The 15457-nt window shown below is 37.0% G+C and carries 12 protein-coding genes and 4 tRNA genes; 10 read left to right on the top strand and 6 right to left on the bottom strand.

What is annotated here, in order from left to right:
- Positions 1-209: 209 nt before the first annotated feature.
- Complete coding sequence (locus tag AC27G3_RS08285) at positions 210-743, top strand: hypothetical protein (protein WP_487120547.1); 534 nt, start codon at positions 210-212, stop codon at positions 741-743.
- Between the two features lie 57 nt (positions 744-800).
- On the opposite strand, the gene AC27G3_RS08280 is transcribed toward AC27G3_RS08285, so the two are convergent.
- Entirely contained in the window at positions 801-3068 is a 2268-nt protein-coding gene (locus AC27G3_RS08280; protein WP_487120545.1) for a carbohydrate binding family 9 domain-containing protein, read from the bottom strand.
- A 235-nt stretch (positions 3069-3303) separates the two neighbouring features.
- Between AC27G3_RS08280 and AC27G3_RS08275 the strand changes: the two genes are divergently transcribed.
- From AC27G3_RS08275 to AC27G3_RS08240, 8 genes are all read left to right on the top strand, one after another.
- A complete protein-coding gene (locus AC27G3_RS08275; RefSeq protein ID WP_487120544.1) occupies positions 3304-4029 on the top strand; it encodes a DUF599 domain-containing protein in 726 nt (241 codons plus the stop codon).
- Complete coding sequence (locus tag AC27G3_RS08270) at positions 4019-4606, top strand: DUF2919 family protein (RefSeq protein WP_487120542.1); 588 nt, start codon at positions 4019-4021, stop codon at positions 4604-4606. Before AC27G3_RS08275 ends, AC27G3_RS08270 begins: the two co-directional genes overlap by 11 nt.
- Positions 4599-5339 carry a DNA polymerase III subunit epsilon gene (gene dnaQ, locus AC27G3_RS08265; protein WP_487120540.1) on the top strand — a complete coding sequence of 247 codons (741 nt, stop codon included), beginning with the start codon at positions 4599-4601 and terminating at the stop codon, positions 5337-5339. Before AC27G3_RS08270 ends, dnaQ begins: the two co-directional genes overlap by 8 nt.
- The gene (locus AC27G3_RS08260; protein ID WP_487120538.1) at positions 5327-6658 is read left to right on the top strand and encodes a TIGR03503 family protein; all 1332 of its coding nucleotides are present in this window, start codon (positions 5327-5329) and stop codon (positions 6656-6658) included. The genes dnaQ and AC27G3_RS08260 overlap by 13 nt, the downstream gene beginning before the upstream one ends.
- 168 nt (positions 6659-6826) lie before the next feature.
- A tRNA-Asp gene (locus AC27G3_RS08255) sits at positions 6827-6903 on the top strand.
- Positions 6904-6964: 61 nt separating this feature from the next.
- Positions 6965-7041 (top strand) — tRNA-Asp (locus tag AC27G3_RS08250).
- Between the two features lie 60 nt (positions 7042-7101).
- Positions 7102-7178, top strand: a tRNA-Asp gene (locus AC27G3_RS08245).
- A gap of 57 nt (positions 7179-7235) precedes the next feature.
- A tRNA-Asp gene (locus AC27G3_RS08240) sits at positions 7236-7312 on the top strand.
- A 103-nt stretch (positions 7313-7415) separates the two neighbouring features.
- On the opposite strand, the gene AC27G3_RS08235 is transcribed toward AC27G3_RS08240, so the two are convergent.
- Positions 7416-8018, bottom strand: coding sequence for a DUF938 domain-containing protein (locus AC27G3_RS08235; protein ID WP_487120536.1), 603 nt, complete (start codon positions 8016-8018; stop codon positions 7416-7418).
- Between the two features lie 4 nt (positions 8019-8022).
- Entirely contained in the window at positions 8023-8442 is a 420-nt protein-coding gene (locus tag AC27G3_RS08230) for a hypothetical protein (protein WP_487120534.1), read from the bottom strand.
- A 418-nt stretch (positions 8443-8860) separates the two neighbouring features.
- Between AC27G3_RS08230 and AC27G3_RS08225 the strand changes: the two genes are divergently transcribed.
- Positions 8861-10810 carry a CRTAC1 family protein gene (locus AC27G3_RS08225; RefSeq protein ID WP_487120532.1) on the top strand — a complete coding sequence of 650 codons (1950 nt, stop codon included), beginning with the start codon at positions 8861-8863 and terminating at the stop codon, positions 10808-10810.
- A 202-nt stretch (positions 10811-11012) separates the two neighbouring features.
- Here the strand turns inward: AC27G3_RS08225 and AC27G3_RS08220 are convergent, their stop codons facing one another.
- From AC27G3_RS08220 to AC27G3_RS08210, 3 genes are read right to left on the bottom strand one after another with little or no spacing between them, the layout of a single operon-like run.
- Positions 11013-12572 (bottom strand): sodium/sugar symporter, encoded by a 1560-nt coding sequence (locus tag AC27G3_RS08220; RefSeq protein WP_487120531.1) that lies wholly within the window; start codon positions 12570-12572, stop codon positions 11013-11015.
- 22 nt (positions 12573-12594) lie between these two features.
- Positions 12595-14850, bottom strand: coding sequence for a xanthine dehydrogenase family protein molybdopterin-binding subunit (locus tag AC27G3_RS08215; protein ID WP_487120529.1), 2256 nt, complete (start codon positions 14848-14850; stop codon positions 12595-12597).
- A complete protein-coding gene (locus AC27G3_RS08210; RefSeq protein WP_487120876.1) occupies positions 14847-15323 on the bottom strand; it encodes a (2Fe-2S)-binding protein in 477 nt (158 codons plus the stop codon). Before AC27G3_RS08210 ends, AC27G3_RS08215 begins: the two co-directional genes overlap by 4 nt.
- Between the last annotated feature and the right edge of the window lie 134 nt (positions 15324-15457).

Genomic DNA, 15457 nt, shown 5'->3' with positions numbered 1-15457 from the left:
AATATTAAAGAACAGTAATATTTATAGACCATAATTGTCTTAATTACCTAGCTTGATAATAAACCATGCGTATAATAAGGGCTTAATGCGATAAAGTCATTAGTCAATTAGTGAAAACTTGATGTATTACAATAAAAAAATGACTGAAACTTGCTTTACATCAACTAAATTATTTTTTTTACTTAATTTAAGTACTTACTGTTATCATTATGCCTAAATTTTATACGACATTATTATTTACTTTCTTCTTCCTTATTGCCTGTAAACCAGATACCAATAATGTACCCACTTTGAAAACTGCCCAGTGCTTAGAAAGTCAGAGTAATTGCTTTATTGATACTCAGTTTGGCAGAGTTGCAGTCGCTTTTGATCAAGGAAAAATTTTAACAGAAGTCCCTTTTTCTATTTTTTTAACGCTTAAAGCTACTTCTGACTCAATAAACAATACCAGTTTAGATAATGAAGAAAAGACATTAACTGAAATTGCCAAGGTAGATGCCTATATGGAAGGTAAAGAAATGTTTATGGGGAAAGTCCCAGTGTTTTTTTCACCCGTTAATAAAGAGAATAACAATCAATTAACTCAGACTGACATGGTTGCTGAAACTATGTTAGGAAGTTGCTCTCAAGAGCAAATGGTGTGGCGCCTATGGTTAAAATTAACAATAAAAAAATCAACGGGCACCAGCAGTGAAACAGTACAAGAAACGTTTTTTATTGATTTTACCAGTACTCGGTTTTAATGTATGAAAAACCGAGTACTTATGGGGGATTTTAGTTGATTAATATTTACCCACAAGTTATGGCATCCAAGCATAACTAATTTTTGTGAAAAATGTTTTTTGTTCTTTCTCTAGTTGTGTCAGGAAGTCATCACGATAATTACTGTCAGAATAACCTAAGAAAAATACCGTTTGAGGATTAAGCTTGTAGGCGTAAATCAGCTGTGAAGATAAGTGTTTTTCTATATTTGAAACATTAACCATTGGGTTATTGTTAACATTCTCATCAACATCGCTATACACTAACGTTAATTTTAAATAACTATTGACGTTAAACTGATAAGAAACGCGAAGGTCTGTTAAATTCGCTTTATAAACATAACTGCCATCGGCATCTAGTTGGCTAAATGTGTGATACAAATCTATTTCTAAATGCTTAGAGGCATTCCATGTGATATTACCTATAATTTCTGTAATATTACCTAAACGGTCATTTTGATAATCAATTTCATCACCTAAAATAACCTCAATTGAAGCATAAGTGCTAATGAGGGGATCAAACTCACCAAAGAAATTCAATTGATTCTCTGTAAAACGAGTCGTGTTGCCATCAATAGCGTCAATCGTTTTATTATGTCGCAAGCCTACTTTTTCGGCATGTGTTAATTGTAAAGTAAACGCTGACAATAAAGGACCATCAATGCTAAAGCTGGAACTTAGGCTTCTAGCAATTAATTCATTATTGGTATTGTGTTGTATTTGCCATTGGCCAGAAATAGTGGCTTGAGACCAAAAACTACTATCATCCCCATAAAATAATCTATCAGCTGTTATATCGCTTTGAGTAAAATCAGCTTTTGGCATATAACCTAAATCAGCTCTGAAATCTTTACCTATATATTGCTGCTCGGCAGCTAACTCCCAATACTCAGATTGATGAGAAAAATCAAATTTGTAGGCTTGATCTGATAAGGTTTCCGGGGAAATCAAGTTATTTTCTTGGTAAGAAGAGTCACTACCAAGTGCTTGAAATAACATTGAATTAGAATCATCTATTCGGTATTTAGTATCGACCCCGTACACATAGTTATGATAACTATCAGCATTTCGTAATGTGGATATAGCTGCAACTGATAAATCATCATTGTAATCGTAACGATATCTTAAAGCAGTTGATAAACTCTTTTCATCTAAGCTCACTAGGTCTGAACCTAAATTTCCAGGGTTGATAAAAGTGGTTTGTGTATCATTTGCACTAAAGAAACCATAACTGTGTTTGCCTTCTTTGCCGGTTAACTTTGCGCCGTAATCAGGATCTGCAATATTTCGGGTATAAACAAGATTATAATTACTTGAGAAATACTCTGCGTTATCAAGAAAAAATGCCCGCTTTTCATCATAAAAAAGTGAGAAAGTTTTATTAATATTTAATTGTCCTGCGTCTGCTTCAACAGTCGAAAAATCAGGGTTTACTGTTAAGTTTAAAGACGTGTTTGGGTTAATTCCCCAGCGTAAATCAAGTCCGGCTTCAATGTCATTTTCGGTTTGCCAGTCAGCCTGATCGTTGTAAATATCTTTATGTTGATCACTCGTTGCAACAATAGCGGGTGTTAGTTGAAGGTTCTTGCCTGTTGTTGCATTTTTAAAGCCTGTAATTTCAGGGTATTGACACAACCAACAAGCGTTATCTCTATCTAACGCGACATGTGAAATTCGCAAACTAGTATTTCTAGGGTAAATTCTAAATAATTCCATTGCCCAGGTTTTACTTTTGTGATCTTCTTCAAAATTTAACACGCGGTAAGGAATGGCTATTTCAACTTGATACCCGTCATCGGTCATTTTACCAAACGATTGCCAAATTGCGTCCCATAAATCGTTAGCCTCACCCGTCATTTCGTTATAAATACCGTCATGTTGAACGCCTAATGGGTTAACGATAAATTCGTAATTTAAGCGACGGTTATTCTGGGTATCTAATTTTATTCCAACTAAATCATCACCCCATCTACTGTCTCGGTCGGCTAAAAAGCCTTTAATATTCTCAGGCTCAGGATCCGAAGCAATAAAAGCAATATAAATATATTCACCGTTTTCAATTATTTTTGCTTTGGTTTCAATTGGGCTAGGTAAATTATTCCAAGGGGAGTTAACAATATTCAGATCAATGGTTAAAGACTCTTGCCAAAGCGCATCAGTTAAATCGCCATCAATATCAGCTGATAACGAGGTGTAAGGAATATCAAGAGAGTTGAGCTTCAAGCTTTCTTCGGCAGAAACCGAACTAAGATTGAGGGAGAAAACTAGTGCAATCGTTAAAAAATTGCAACGGCTTAGCTTTCGCATAAAATGTCCATTTATTTATTATTAGCTAAAGGGGGATGACCTCTCTAGACTCTTTATTAAACAAATTGTTACAAAATTAATCACTTAACACAATATCTACAAGTATTTTTTTCTAGAATAGTCAAAATGAGTAGACATAAATTATTCGAAAAATTGAGCAATAAAAGGAAGAATATCGCGATGAAGTTATGCATAATAGTCATAACTTTTAGGTCTGCAATAAGCTTTTTAAATTATGCCATTTTCTCTTATTGATATGATAGCAGTCGCTGTGTTTTTCCTTTCTTGGACTGGTTATACTTGGTTTGCCCGTAAAAAAGCGAAAACAACCGACTGCATTGCACGAAGCATGCATCAATTTAGAATTAATTGGATGTATGAAGTAATGACACGGGATATTAGAGTTGGAGAGGCCGCTCTTATGGCTAATCTTGAAAGAAATATTGCATTCTTTGCATCAAGTACCTTGCTGATTATTGCAGGTATACTTGCTTTATTCGCGAAAGTTGAAACACTTGAGAGTGTCATTGCATCATTGCCTTATACCTCGGCCCCCGACCATTTTTTAATACAAATTAAGTTAAGTTTGTTAGCGTTTATTTTTGTCGTTTCATTTTTTCAATTTACTTGGTCTATGCGTCAATACGGTTTTTTAAATGTTATGGTAGGCGCCTCGCCGATTGATTTATCTGGACTCAATAAGCGTTTACGCAGCTACGCTTTGCAAATGGCTGTTGTTCAAGACCAAGCAGCACACTCGTACAATTATGGTTTGCGCTCATACTATTTTGCACTTGCTGCTATGTGTTGGTTTTTTCACCCTATACTCTTAATTTTAATGAGTATTTGGGTTGTTTATACTCTACATACTCGTGAATTTAATTCCAAAACAGTGAAAGCAATAACGGCAGGGCAAGCGCTACTTGTAGAAGAAAGAAAGAGTCGTTTCGGTGAAGAATAATAATAAAAACCTGAACAATAAGAACAACGATTATAAAAATTACAGTTTTAATGATTTTGATAAATACAATTGCTTAAAACTATCGGTAAGTGTTTACCTTATACTATTATTTGTATTACGCGGTTATCTGACATGGATTATGTCGGTCACTAATATGCGTGATCGTGTCTCTATTATTCAATTTGTTTACCCTGATACCTCGATGTTCTTTCTGAGTTTAATTTCAGGCTCATTAGGACTTATTGTCGTGATATTAATCAGTTTACGGCGGCCTAACGCAAACGATTGGGTTAAATCGCTATGGCCTTATTGTCGACTTATTTTAATTACAGCTTTATTGTTTGACTTATTGATTAATATTGTTGCGTTTGCCTACTGGCAATTAATGAGTATGCAATGGTTATTAATACAAACCACTATTGTTGTAGCACTTATCGTATTATGTGTTCGAAGTAAGTCGTTAACGATCAATCTTCAAGAGTTTCCTGAAATACTCGAAGATGACGAAAAGCGAAAGAAAGACAGACAAAAAAAAATAGACAAAACCAAAAACTTAAAGAGTCAACCAGATGAATGAAGCAAATAACATTGATAATTCAGATAAAAACAAACGGCTTATCATTTTAGATACTGAAACGACGGGGATTAACCCTAAAGAAGGTCATCGTATCGTTGAAATTGGTTGTGTTGAGATGATTAACCGTCAATTAACAGGGCGAACATATCACGTTTATATAAATCCGCTTATGCACATGGACCAAGAAGTTATTGATATTCATGGTTTGTCGAATGAATTTTTAATGGACAAGCCGGTATTTTCTCAAGTGGTTGACGAATTTATCGAGTTTATATCAGGTGCTGAGCTTGTTATTCATAATGCTAAATTTGATGTTGGTTTTATGGATCACGAGTTTGCGATGTTGAGAAAAAACATTCCAATGACCTATGATATCTGTACGGTTACCGATACATTGAAAGTATCGAAAGATGAATTTGGCTCCCCGAAAACCCTCGATTACTTAGCACGGTTTTATAAAGTAGATGGTTTGGTAGATCGTACTTATCATGGTGCATTAATTGATGCCCAATTGCTTGCCTACGTTTATATAGAGATGACTCGAAAACAAGCCGCTTTAAATTTAACGGCTGGTGATAGCGATGATTCTGAAAGTGCGACTGCAATAAGAAGAGTTTCAAGTGAACGAACAAAATTAAAGGTTATTCATGCTTCGGCCGATGAACTAATAGCCCACAAAGAAAGGTTATCGGTTGTCGAACAAAAAGGAGCAGCACCTTTATGGTTAAAATAAGTTATTTTCGGTTGTTATTTATCAAGAGTGTTCTTGGTTTGATTGTTTTGTCTTTTAACGCAAGCGCTCAGCAGGCGATAACAAAAAAAGTACCCAACGTTGAATATTATAAAGATGATAACGTAACTAACCAAATTCCTTATTTTGACAATCGTTTTCGCATTGATGCTCTCATAGACGAACTTACTTTACTTTTTTACCGAAAATCGGGTTCTAAACCTGTCATTCTTATTCGTCCTGATGGCAGTAAATTAAGAATTGATAATGTCGATAAAGAACGTGTTGAGTGGTTTGATGATGCTACGTTTGACATGATCCGCATTAAAAAGCCTATGCCAGGTCCTTGGCAAGCGGTAGGAGATATTCAACCAAATAGTAAAATTATGGTTATGTCAGATGTACGTCTTGAAGTAGAGCCGTTGCCTGAAATTGTATTATCGGGAGAAACAATCAAAGTTACTGGTCAACTCTTTAATGGTGAAAAAGCGATTGATAACCCAATGTTTCGTGATGTTATCCAGCTTGATATTGATTTTTACAGTACGAATAACTCTTCTTTTGTAAACTTTGGGGCTGATGCGATTAAAATTAGCTCTTTTAGAGATGATGGACACGAGCTCGACGAACATTCTGGTGATAATATCTTCACGGGGGAGTTTAATTTAGATTTTGCTGCTGGAGAGTGGCAACCGGTTTATATTATCAAATTGCCAATGGCTACCCGTGAGGTTAAACAAAAAACCATCGTCTTACATCCAACGCCCGTTTCTCTGTCTGTCGACTTAGCTAATATAGAAGGAGAGTTTCATCAAGTTCATTTTCATATTGATGGTGAATTTGTGGATGTTGACAGCCTTATATTTCAAGGAAATATACGATATCCAGATAAACAATCGAAACCTTTCTCAATTATGGAGGAAAAAGGGGACTCGCGAACTATTGAGGTTGAATATACTGAGCCGGGTATATACCGAGTAAGTGTTAGGGCTTTTGGACAAACAACAAATGGTAGAGAGTTTAGATTAGTTGTTGATGATTTTAGCTTTAATGTTAGCGCAAATGATGTGATTGTTCTTCTTGATGAAAGTGGTGAAGTTCTCAAAGAAGGTGAACTAGTTAATGACGAAATAAATGAAGAAAAAGAAGGGGAGCTGTTTGCCTTAGAGTTAGCAGAATCACTACAAGAGCTCAAAGAGCAAGAAGCATTAAAGCAAAAAGAGACCATCATTGCGATTGTTGTGGCTAACATTAGTATTATCGGCTTTGTATTTTTAGGCTTTGTTTTTATTCGATGGCGTAAGTCCAAGGTGAATAAATAGCCAGCTACACGGTTTTATTCAAAGAATATGCTTGGATTTGCAGCGCATTGTACATCAAATGTGCAGACAGAAAATTATATTAAAAAAGTGGTTGACTGAACAACTACATAACCGTATTATCTCCGCCGCATTCAACGAGTTGTTGTTGAAAGCAAGAAAGTGAAGTGCGGAGTGGTAGTTCAGTTGGTTAGAATACCGGCCTGTCACGCCGGGGGTCGCGGGTTCGAGTCCCGTCCACTCCGCCAATTTACTTTCAACGGTTTGAACACCGTACTCATCGAGTGAAGTTCAAGAAAATAATATCGCGGAGTGGTAGTTCAGTTGGTTAGAATACCGGCCTGTCACGCCGGGGGTCGCGGGTTCGAGTCCCGTCCACTCCGCCACTTATTTTCAACGGTTTGAACGCCGTACTCATCGAGTGAAGTTCAAGGAAATAATATCGCGGAGTGGTAGTTCAGTTGGTTAGAATACCGGCCTGTCACGCCGGGGGTCGCGGGTTCGAGTCCCGTCCACTCCGCCACTTATTTTCAACGGTTTGAACACCGTACTCACAGAGTAAAGTTCAGAAAAATATCGCGGAGTGGTAGTTCAGTTGGTTAGAATACCGGCCTGTCACGCCGGGGGTCGCGGGTTCGAGTCCCGTCCACTCCGCCACATTTTTCTAAACCCCATCACATGTAAATGCATATCCAATTAAATTTTACGAATAATTAAGAAAAATAGCTCCTAGAGAAATATTTGTTAAGCCGAGCTCAGGCTAGCTGGCTTTGTCAAAAACAAGTAAACGATTATTCGCTGGCATTTCAACATCACTTCTTAACGATAAACCTGCAGCTTCTGCTAATGCCAAAATGGCTTCAATGTCTCGCACACCACTTTGACTATCTCTATCTTTCAACCAAAGATCAAAGCGCGCATTACTCTCACTGGTAAACTGATGATTATATTTAAAAGGTCCATAAATACAGAGAATGCCTTTGGCAGCTAAATTTAATCGAGTCGCTTCGAAAAACTTTTCAACTAAATCCCAACTGACGATATGTAAGGTATTCGCAGTAAATATACTATCTATTGCTCCTATAGAGGCTGTTGGCCATTCAAGATTTAAATCGACGGTTAGAGGTTTAAGAAGGTTGTTAGCAGGGCAGGTATCAATCCATTGATTGATACCTGCATGATTAATGGGTAAATCACTAGTTTGCCATTTTATAAAAGGAAGGTGAGGCGCGAAAAAACTCGCATGCTGCCCTGTACCTGAGCCAATTTCTAATAAATGACGTTTATGCACAAGCACCTCTTTTAAAATAGATAAAATAGGTGCTTTGTTATTTTCACAGGCTTGAGAAAAAGGTTTATTCATTATGTTAGAGGCTTTTTAGGTGAGATAAAAAGTCTTCGATTTCAATTTTTAGCTCTTCACTTTTTATGTCTTGCGCGCAAAGACATGCTTGTTCGGCGTATTCTAAACTTTTATTTATTTCTTCAAACTCTTCATAACGTTGTGCAATTGCTAAATAAATCGATGCACGGTACTCGTTAAGGTTGAGTTTTTCAGCTATTGCCAAACCCACCTGGTAAATATCTAACGCTTGATCGCCATCTTCAGTAAAGTCAGCTAAGGCTTCCCATTGTAAAGGGTGATCTTTAGATGAATTTTGATTGGTTGCACAAAGCTTTTGTAATTCTTTACATGCTTCGGTTCTTAACACTTCATTATCTGCTGCAGATGCGCTGGCTATACTTTGTGAAATCGCAAGAATGTCATTAAATAAGGGAGCTTTCATTAGTTATTCTGCCTTTAATTGGTATATATAAATATCGAATCAATTTTTGCGTAATATCGCATAAATTCCTTTTTTTTGATATGACTTAAGAAAGATTAATCATTCTTTTTTAACTTTAAAATAAAATGGATCTCAAGGAGGTAGATAGAGATAATTAAGTCATTCATGCGCTTTTTTAATGATGAGTTTAATACACTGTACATCACCAGATTACTGTTTGCCCGTTAATATTTAGATAAGCCTCGTCCCAAGGTTTCTATTTTTCTTAGTTAATCACTTTTAATATTGTTGTTGATATTGTTTTGCTATATTCCATTAATTTAAATGGTTAATTGTTAACAATTTTGTTTTGTGTTATGTTGAATATCATGATGAGAATCGAGTTAATGTCTCTACTTACTGGTTAAAGGTCTAAATAATGAAAGCAAAAGTAAATCTTATTTTCTCTGCAGTTACTCTGTCTATGTTGGCAGGTTGTCAGTCTAATATTCCACAAAAAAATTCAACGGGGCATATTAATACTGCTATTGTTTTTACCGATGTATCTGAGCAAATTGGCCTTATTTCACAACCTGCATGGAAGTATGGTGGACCTTCTGTTTCAGATATTAATAATGACGGACATTATGATTTCTTATTAACTAATCATGATTCCACACCGATACGTTTATTTATGGCAAATGGTGATAACACTTATTCACGCAGCCAAGATATTTTTAAAAAGGCTGATTTACACGGTATATCCGCAGGAGACTTTGATTTAGACGGTGATAACGACATTCTACTTTCCCTTGGTGGCGGCAACGGGAAAAAACCGCAGCCTCAGCGTTTGTTGCGAAATGATAACGGACACTTTGTTGATATTACCCAAGAAGCAGGTATCTCAGAAATGGGAGCGAGGGGGCGTTCTGTACGTTGGGTTGACTTAGACAATGATGGCGAACTAGATTTTTTGCAAATTAATGCTGAAAAAATGGTCAATGAAGACGCGCCTCGTAACATTCTTTTTGAGAATAACGGAGATAGCACATTTACCTATCGTAAAAGTCCAGATTTTGAAAACATTGATGCCGAACGGGTATTAATAACAGATATTAATAATGATCATATTGTAGATATGATCGCCTTTAACACTTACTCTCAGGCGGGTGTTTGGTTGGGAAATAACGACTTTACCTTTACAGATGTTAGCCAAACATACTTTCCAGCAGGCTCTGATAACTACAAAAGTGTTGTTTCGGTTGCACATGCAGACATAGATAACGATGGCGATTTAGATTATTACTTTGCTCGGGGCAAGTTGCACTACACGATTGCTAATAATAGTGTTTCTTTTAATGAAAAAGCAGGGCGGTTAGATATTCGAGACGAAGGCAATAAAAGCCATGATGGCATAACGTTACAGGCCAAAAACAGTATTGAATTGTCTGACTTTTATCATTTTCCACGAGCAAAACTATTAGATAACATGCCGGTTTTTTTAGGAGCGAAAAAAAAGGCAATCACGACACCAGTGTCTTCTGTGGAGGTTAGTCAAGAGCAAGCGATTGGTTTTCCTGAAAAAATTAATGAGACGGGGTGGTATTTAGGGTATTTAGGAAAAGGTACTTGGCGTTTAGAGTGGATGCTATCTGATAACCTTGCATGGGATGTTCGGGCATCTATTAAAGGCATTTCTGGATATACGCCTGATTGGGTTCCACAAAATAGAAACGTACAAGATGTATTGTTACGTAATGATGGTAATAAGTTCACCGATATTTCATATACATTACCTCAAGAAACAGATCACAATAATTGGGGGGTAACGCCTGGCGATTTTAATAATGATGGGTTTAACGACTTTTTTGTTTATCGGTTTGGTGAGCTTAAAGAGCGTATTGCAGATGTTATGTTGATTAATAATGGTGATCAAACCTTTACAACTAAAGTCATGCCAAGTGCTACAACCGAAATAGGTCAAGACTCTCATGGCGATATGGGAACGGCATTTGACTATAATTTAGATGGAAAAATTGACTTGTTAAATGGCGACGACGATAACGGTTTGTGGCATATGTATCAAAATAATACCGATATGGTAGGAAATCATTATTTACTGACACGTATTGGCTATTCCTCAACAGGCGTTGATGCTATTAACGCAAGAGTTACTATTACTACAGACTCTGGCAGCCAAACCAAACTCATTGGCTCTACAAGTGCATCGCACTCACAAAGTGTACTAAATATTGCCCACTTTGGTTTAGCTAAAGACAAGCAAGTTAACGAAATAAAAGTACGTTGGCGTGATGGTAGTGAGGCTACGCTTAAAAATGTTAAAAGCGATAGTATTCAACTTGTTGGTATGGTTAAACCCAATAAGTAGTTATCTTTAAACTCACTTTTTTTGTTAATGACTTAGTTACGCATTTCGTTGATTAACTAAGTCATTGTTGTCGTTTTCATTTGCTTGGTTTAAATAAGCGTAATAGTAAAAATTGAAAATAAAACAGATCGGCATGTGAAAAAATAACTTTCAATGGCCAAAAAAATAAAATGGATCTGCGCAAATTATAATTCGTAACGTTTTACCACCAAGTACAATAAATAATGACCAAAATTATTACGCATCCCATAGAAGCAATGTTGAATGTTCGCGTGGTAGAAAAGTTAATAGTATCGATATTAACGGAGGTGTCATGTGAGCTAGGTTTATCAATGAGTGACACAAGTGACGACATTACAATACATAAAAGAAAGACAATACCGATACGGTCCATAAAGGGCAGTTCAGGCCATAAAAATTTAAATGCGATAGAAAATACCGCAGATCCAATAGCTGCTGATAGTGCACCGCTTGATGTGGTTCTTTTCCAAAACATGCCCATGATGAATATTGCGGTAATACCTGGAGAGAATAAACCAGTAAACTCTTGAATATATTGAAAAGCTTGATCAAACTTACCTAAAAGTGGTTCCGCAGTAATAAGTGCTAATATCAATGAGATCAAGGTTGTTAACCTTCCGATATAAACATAGTGTTGCTGGCTTTTATTCGGCTTGATATTTTTATAAATATCCATAGTAAAAATAGTCGATATACTATTGGTCATAGAGGCAAGAGAAGATACGATTGCAGCAACTAAAGCAGCAAAAACTAATCCCTTAATTCCTGATGGCATCAACCCCATCATGGATGGATAAGCTTGATCTGGTGAGGTAAGTGTTGGAAAAAGTACAAACGCGGCTATTCCTGGCAGCACCACAATAAAAGGCATAAGTAACTTTAAATAAGCAGCAAATACAATACCTTTTTGTGCTTCTTGTATATTTTTAGCGGCTAAGGCACGTTGAATAATATATTGATTAAAGCCCCAATACCCAATATTCATTATCCATAAACCACCAATTAACACCGATATACCGGGTAAACTCATATAATTAGGACTTTCGGCGCTTAAAATCATATCAAAATGATTTGGTGCTTTGTCCGTTAATATATTAAAGCCTGCCATAACACCTTGACCATCTGAGACTTGTATAAGAGCAAGGTAGCTTAAAAATAATCCGCCAAAAACTAATAGAACCACTTGAATAATATCGGTAAAAGCCACGGCTTTTAAACCACCATAAAGTGAGTAAGCAATAGAAAAAACAGCAAGGAAAATCATGCCAAATAGCCAGTCTACCCCGGCAACTGTTTGTATTGCTAAACCACCTAACCATAAAACAGAGGTTAGGTTGACGAAGATAAATACCACTAACCAAAATAATGCCAAGGTTGTTTTAACTCGACTATCAAAGCGCTGTTCAAGGTATTGTGGCATGGTAAATATTTTGTTTTCTAAAAATATAGGTAAAAGGTACTTACCTACTAATACCAAAGTAATTGCTGCCATCCATTCATATGAAGCGATGGCGAGTCCGATGGCATAACCAGAACCAGACATGCCGATTATTTGCTCAGCAGAAATGTTTGCGGCAATCAATGAAGTCCCAATTGCCCACCATGGAAGTGACTTTCCGGCGAGGAAATAATCCTCGGTATTTCTTTCCCCTTTGTGATCGTTACGTGAAATCCATAAAGCTATACCCAGTAAGCATATAACGTAAGCGATAAATACAGTGAAGTCTAAATTATCTAACATTTAGAAAGTCCCTTTGTGATGATTAAATAGTCAAAAATTGATTTAAGGGCAGTTCTCGGTAACGAATACCTGTGGCTGCAAACACCGCATTTACAATACTCGGTGCTACTGGTGGAACGCCAGGTTCACCCACACCGCCGGGGGCATTTTCCTCTGGGTTAACCAAGTGCACAAATATTTCAGGTGCTTGGCTCATTCGAGTTACCGGGTAATCGTGAAAATTCGATTGGACCACAGCACCTTCTTTAATATCTATTTTGCCCATTAAGGCTATCGACATACCAAAAATCATTGCTCCTTCCATTTGTGACTTAATACGGTCTGGGTTAATTGCTAACCCACAATCTATGCAAACGTGAATTTCTTTAACCGTTAGCTTTTTATTAATAACCGCTACCTTTGATGCCACAGCAACATAGCTGACAAAGCTGCGGTGTACAGCAACTCCCCATCCTTGGCCAGAAGGTAATGGTTCATGAATAGGTGTTTTAGCGACTAATGCTTCTAATACCTCACGATATCGAGTCACTGAATAGGGGTGTTTATCTAGGCTTTCGTCATAGTTTGTAAAGTTAAAATCAAACGCTTCTTTAGGATCAAGTTTGTTCGTTTTACCAAGTGACTTCACTATCATTTGAACGGTGGACATATTGGCGGCATGTGCGACTTCATCAATAAAGCAGTTTAAAGCAAAGGCATGTTGAATATTACAAACAGATCGCATCCAACCAATTCTTACCGGTGCTTTTGCTTGACCCTTTTCCATTAATATATTTTCAATATTGTAAGGTAAATCACCAAACCCTAAGCTTAATTCAAAATCTTGTGGGGTATTAGCTTTGTGATCAAAGGTTGAAGCAATAGAGGGGTAAACCGCTTTTTGAGCCCAAGTGGTAAGCGTGTTGTTATTATCTAATCCCGCTTTAAAGTGTTGTATTGCTCCTGCATGGTAATATCCTGAACGTATATCATCTTCTCTTGACCACACCACTTTTACGGGTTTTTTAGTGATATTAGCCAGATATATCGCTTCATTTGTGAAGTCGGTTTTAGATTTACGGCCAAAACCACCACCGAGTAATGTCGGTTGCACAATAAACGTAGCTTCTGGCAATTGAGTTAATGCCGCTGCGTTAGCCATTACAGCTTGTGGATCTTGTACGCATGCCCAAACATCGCAAATGCCATCATGAAACCACGCTGTAGCCATAGGAGGCTCCATTGGTAGATGTACTAAATAAGGGGTTTTGTATTGCGCTTCAATAATCTTATTTGCCTGTGAAAATCCATTGACTACATTGCCACGCCCTGCAACATGATGTGTAGAGTTCACTAAATTATCTTTAAATGTATCAAATGCGATAGCAGAGTCATGGCTTTTATTTTCACCAAGTTCCCATTCGATAATCAAAGCTTTTCTGCCTTGTTGAGCTGCCCAAGTATTTTTTGCTAAAACAGCAACACCCGCTAAAGGATTATATACAACAGTTGTTGGTGTAGGTGGCATTTGAATTACATCAACCACTCCCGGAATTTTGAGCGCGGCAGTTGCATTAAAACTTTTAACTTGTCCATGCAGTACAGGGCAGCGTTCGATTGATGCGATTAACATTTGCGGTAAGTCGACATCAATCCCATAAACTGTGTTACCTGTAATAATATCGTTTAAGTCGACAATGGGTACGGACTTACCAATGTAGTTAAAATGTTTGGCTGTTTTATATTGTAGAGCATTAATATCAGGAATATTTTGATGACTAGCTAGCTCTGCTAACTCACCGTAAGTAAAGGAATTACCTGTTTTCTTATTAATTATTTTATTTTCTTTTGCATAAACATCGTTAACTGGAATTTTCCAATAATCGGCGGCTGCTTGTTCGAGCATGGTGCGTGCAGAGGCTCCCATTTCTCTTAATTTATCGTAGAACTTTCGAATACTGCTAGAGCCATCTGTATTTTGATTACCATACTCTTTATTTCCTTCACCTTGTATGACTTGAACATTAGACCAGCTAGCTTCTAGTTCATCGGCAATAATTTGCGGAATCCCCGTTTTAGAACCTTGTCCCATTTCAACGCGATGGCTTACTATTTCAACGGTGTTATCGGTTTTTATTGCTACAAATATATTAAGCTTTTGACTCTCAATGTTTTGTTGAGGAGAAAATTTAATGGCTGATGATTTTGATGAAGAAGCGCTACAACCAAGCAATAAACCACTGCTCGAAACGCCTGCATAAGTTAAAAATTCACGGCGGGAGAGTTTATAGGTCTTCATGATTTATTCCCTTTTTCTTTAGCCAACACCACACCAGCTTGCTTTATGGCTTGCTTAATTCTAGGGTAGGTACCACAGCGACAAATATTTCCTGCCATGTGTACATTTATCTCATCATCTGTTGGAGTGGTATTGGTTGATAACAAGGTGAGCGCACTCATTATTTGTCCTGACTGGCAATAACCACATTGGGGAACGTTATTTTCTTTCCAAGCAACTTGAATAGGGTGTTGACCACTTTTATCAATACCTTCAATTGTGGTCACTAATGCATTGTTTGCCAATGCAGCTGGCGTAATACAGGCACGCATGGCTTGACCATTAATGTGAACAGTACATGCTCCGCATTGCCCTATACCGCAACCGTATTTTGTCCCTGTTTTTTTTAAAATATCACGAAGTACCCACAGTAACGGCATACCTTCAGGCGCATCAACTTGATGTCTCTCGTTGTTAATATTTAAATTTAGCATCATCGACTCACTCTTTTGTAAGTATTAATTAAGTACTGATAGAAAATAAATTGGCTCTAACAGCCTCTCGAAATAGTCAAAAAACATATTACAATACTGCATCAAATTCGAACAATTGTTAACTATTAATTATT

It is taken from the genome of Colwellia sp. SU-HH01217 (assembly GCF_057543495.1).
The sequence above is the reverse complement of the archived record's forward strand: the minus strand, read 5'-3'. Positions and strand labels throughout refer to the sequence as shown.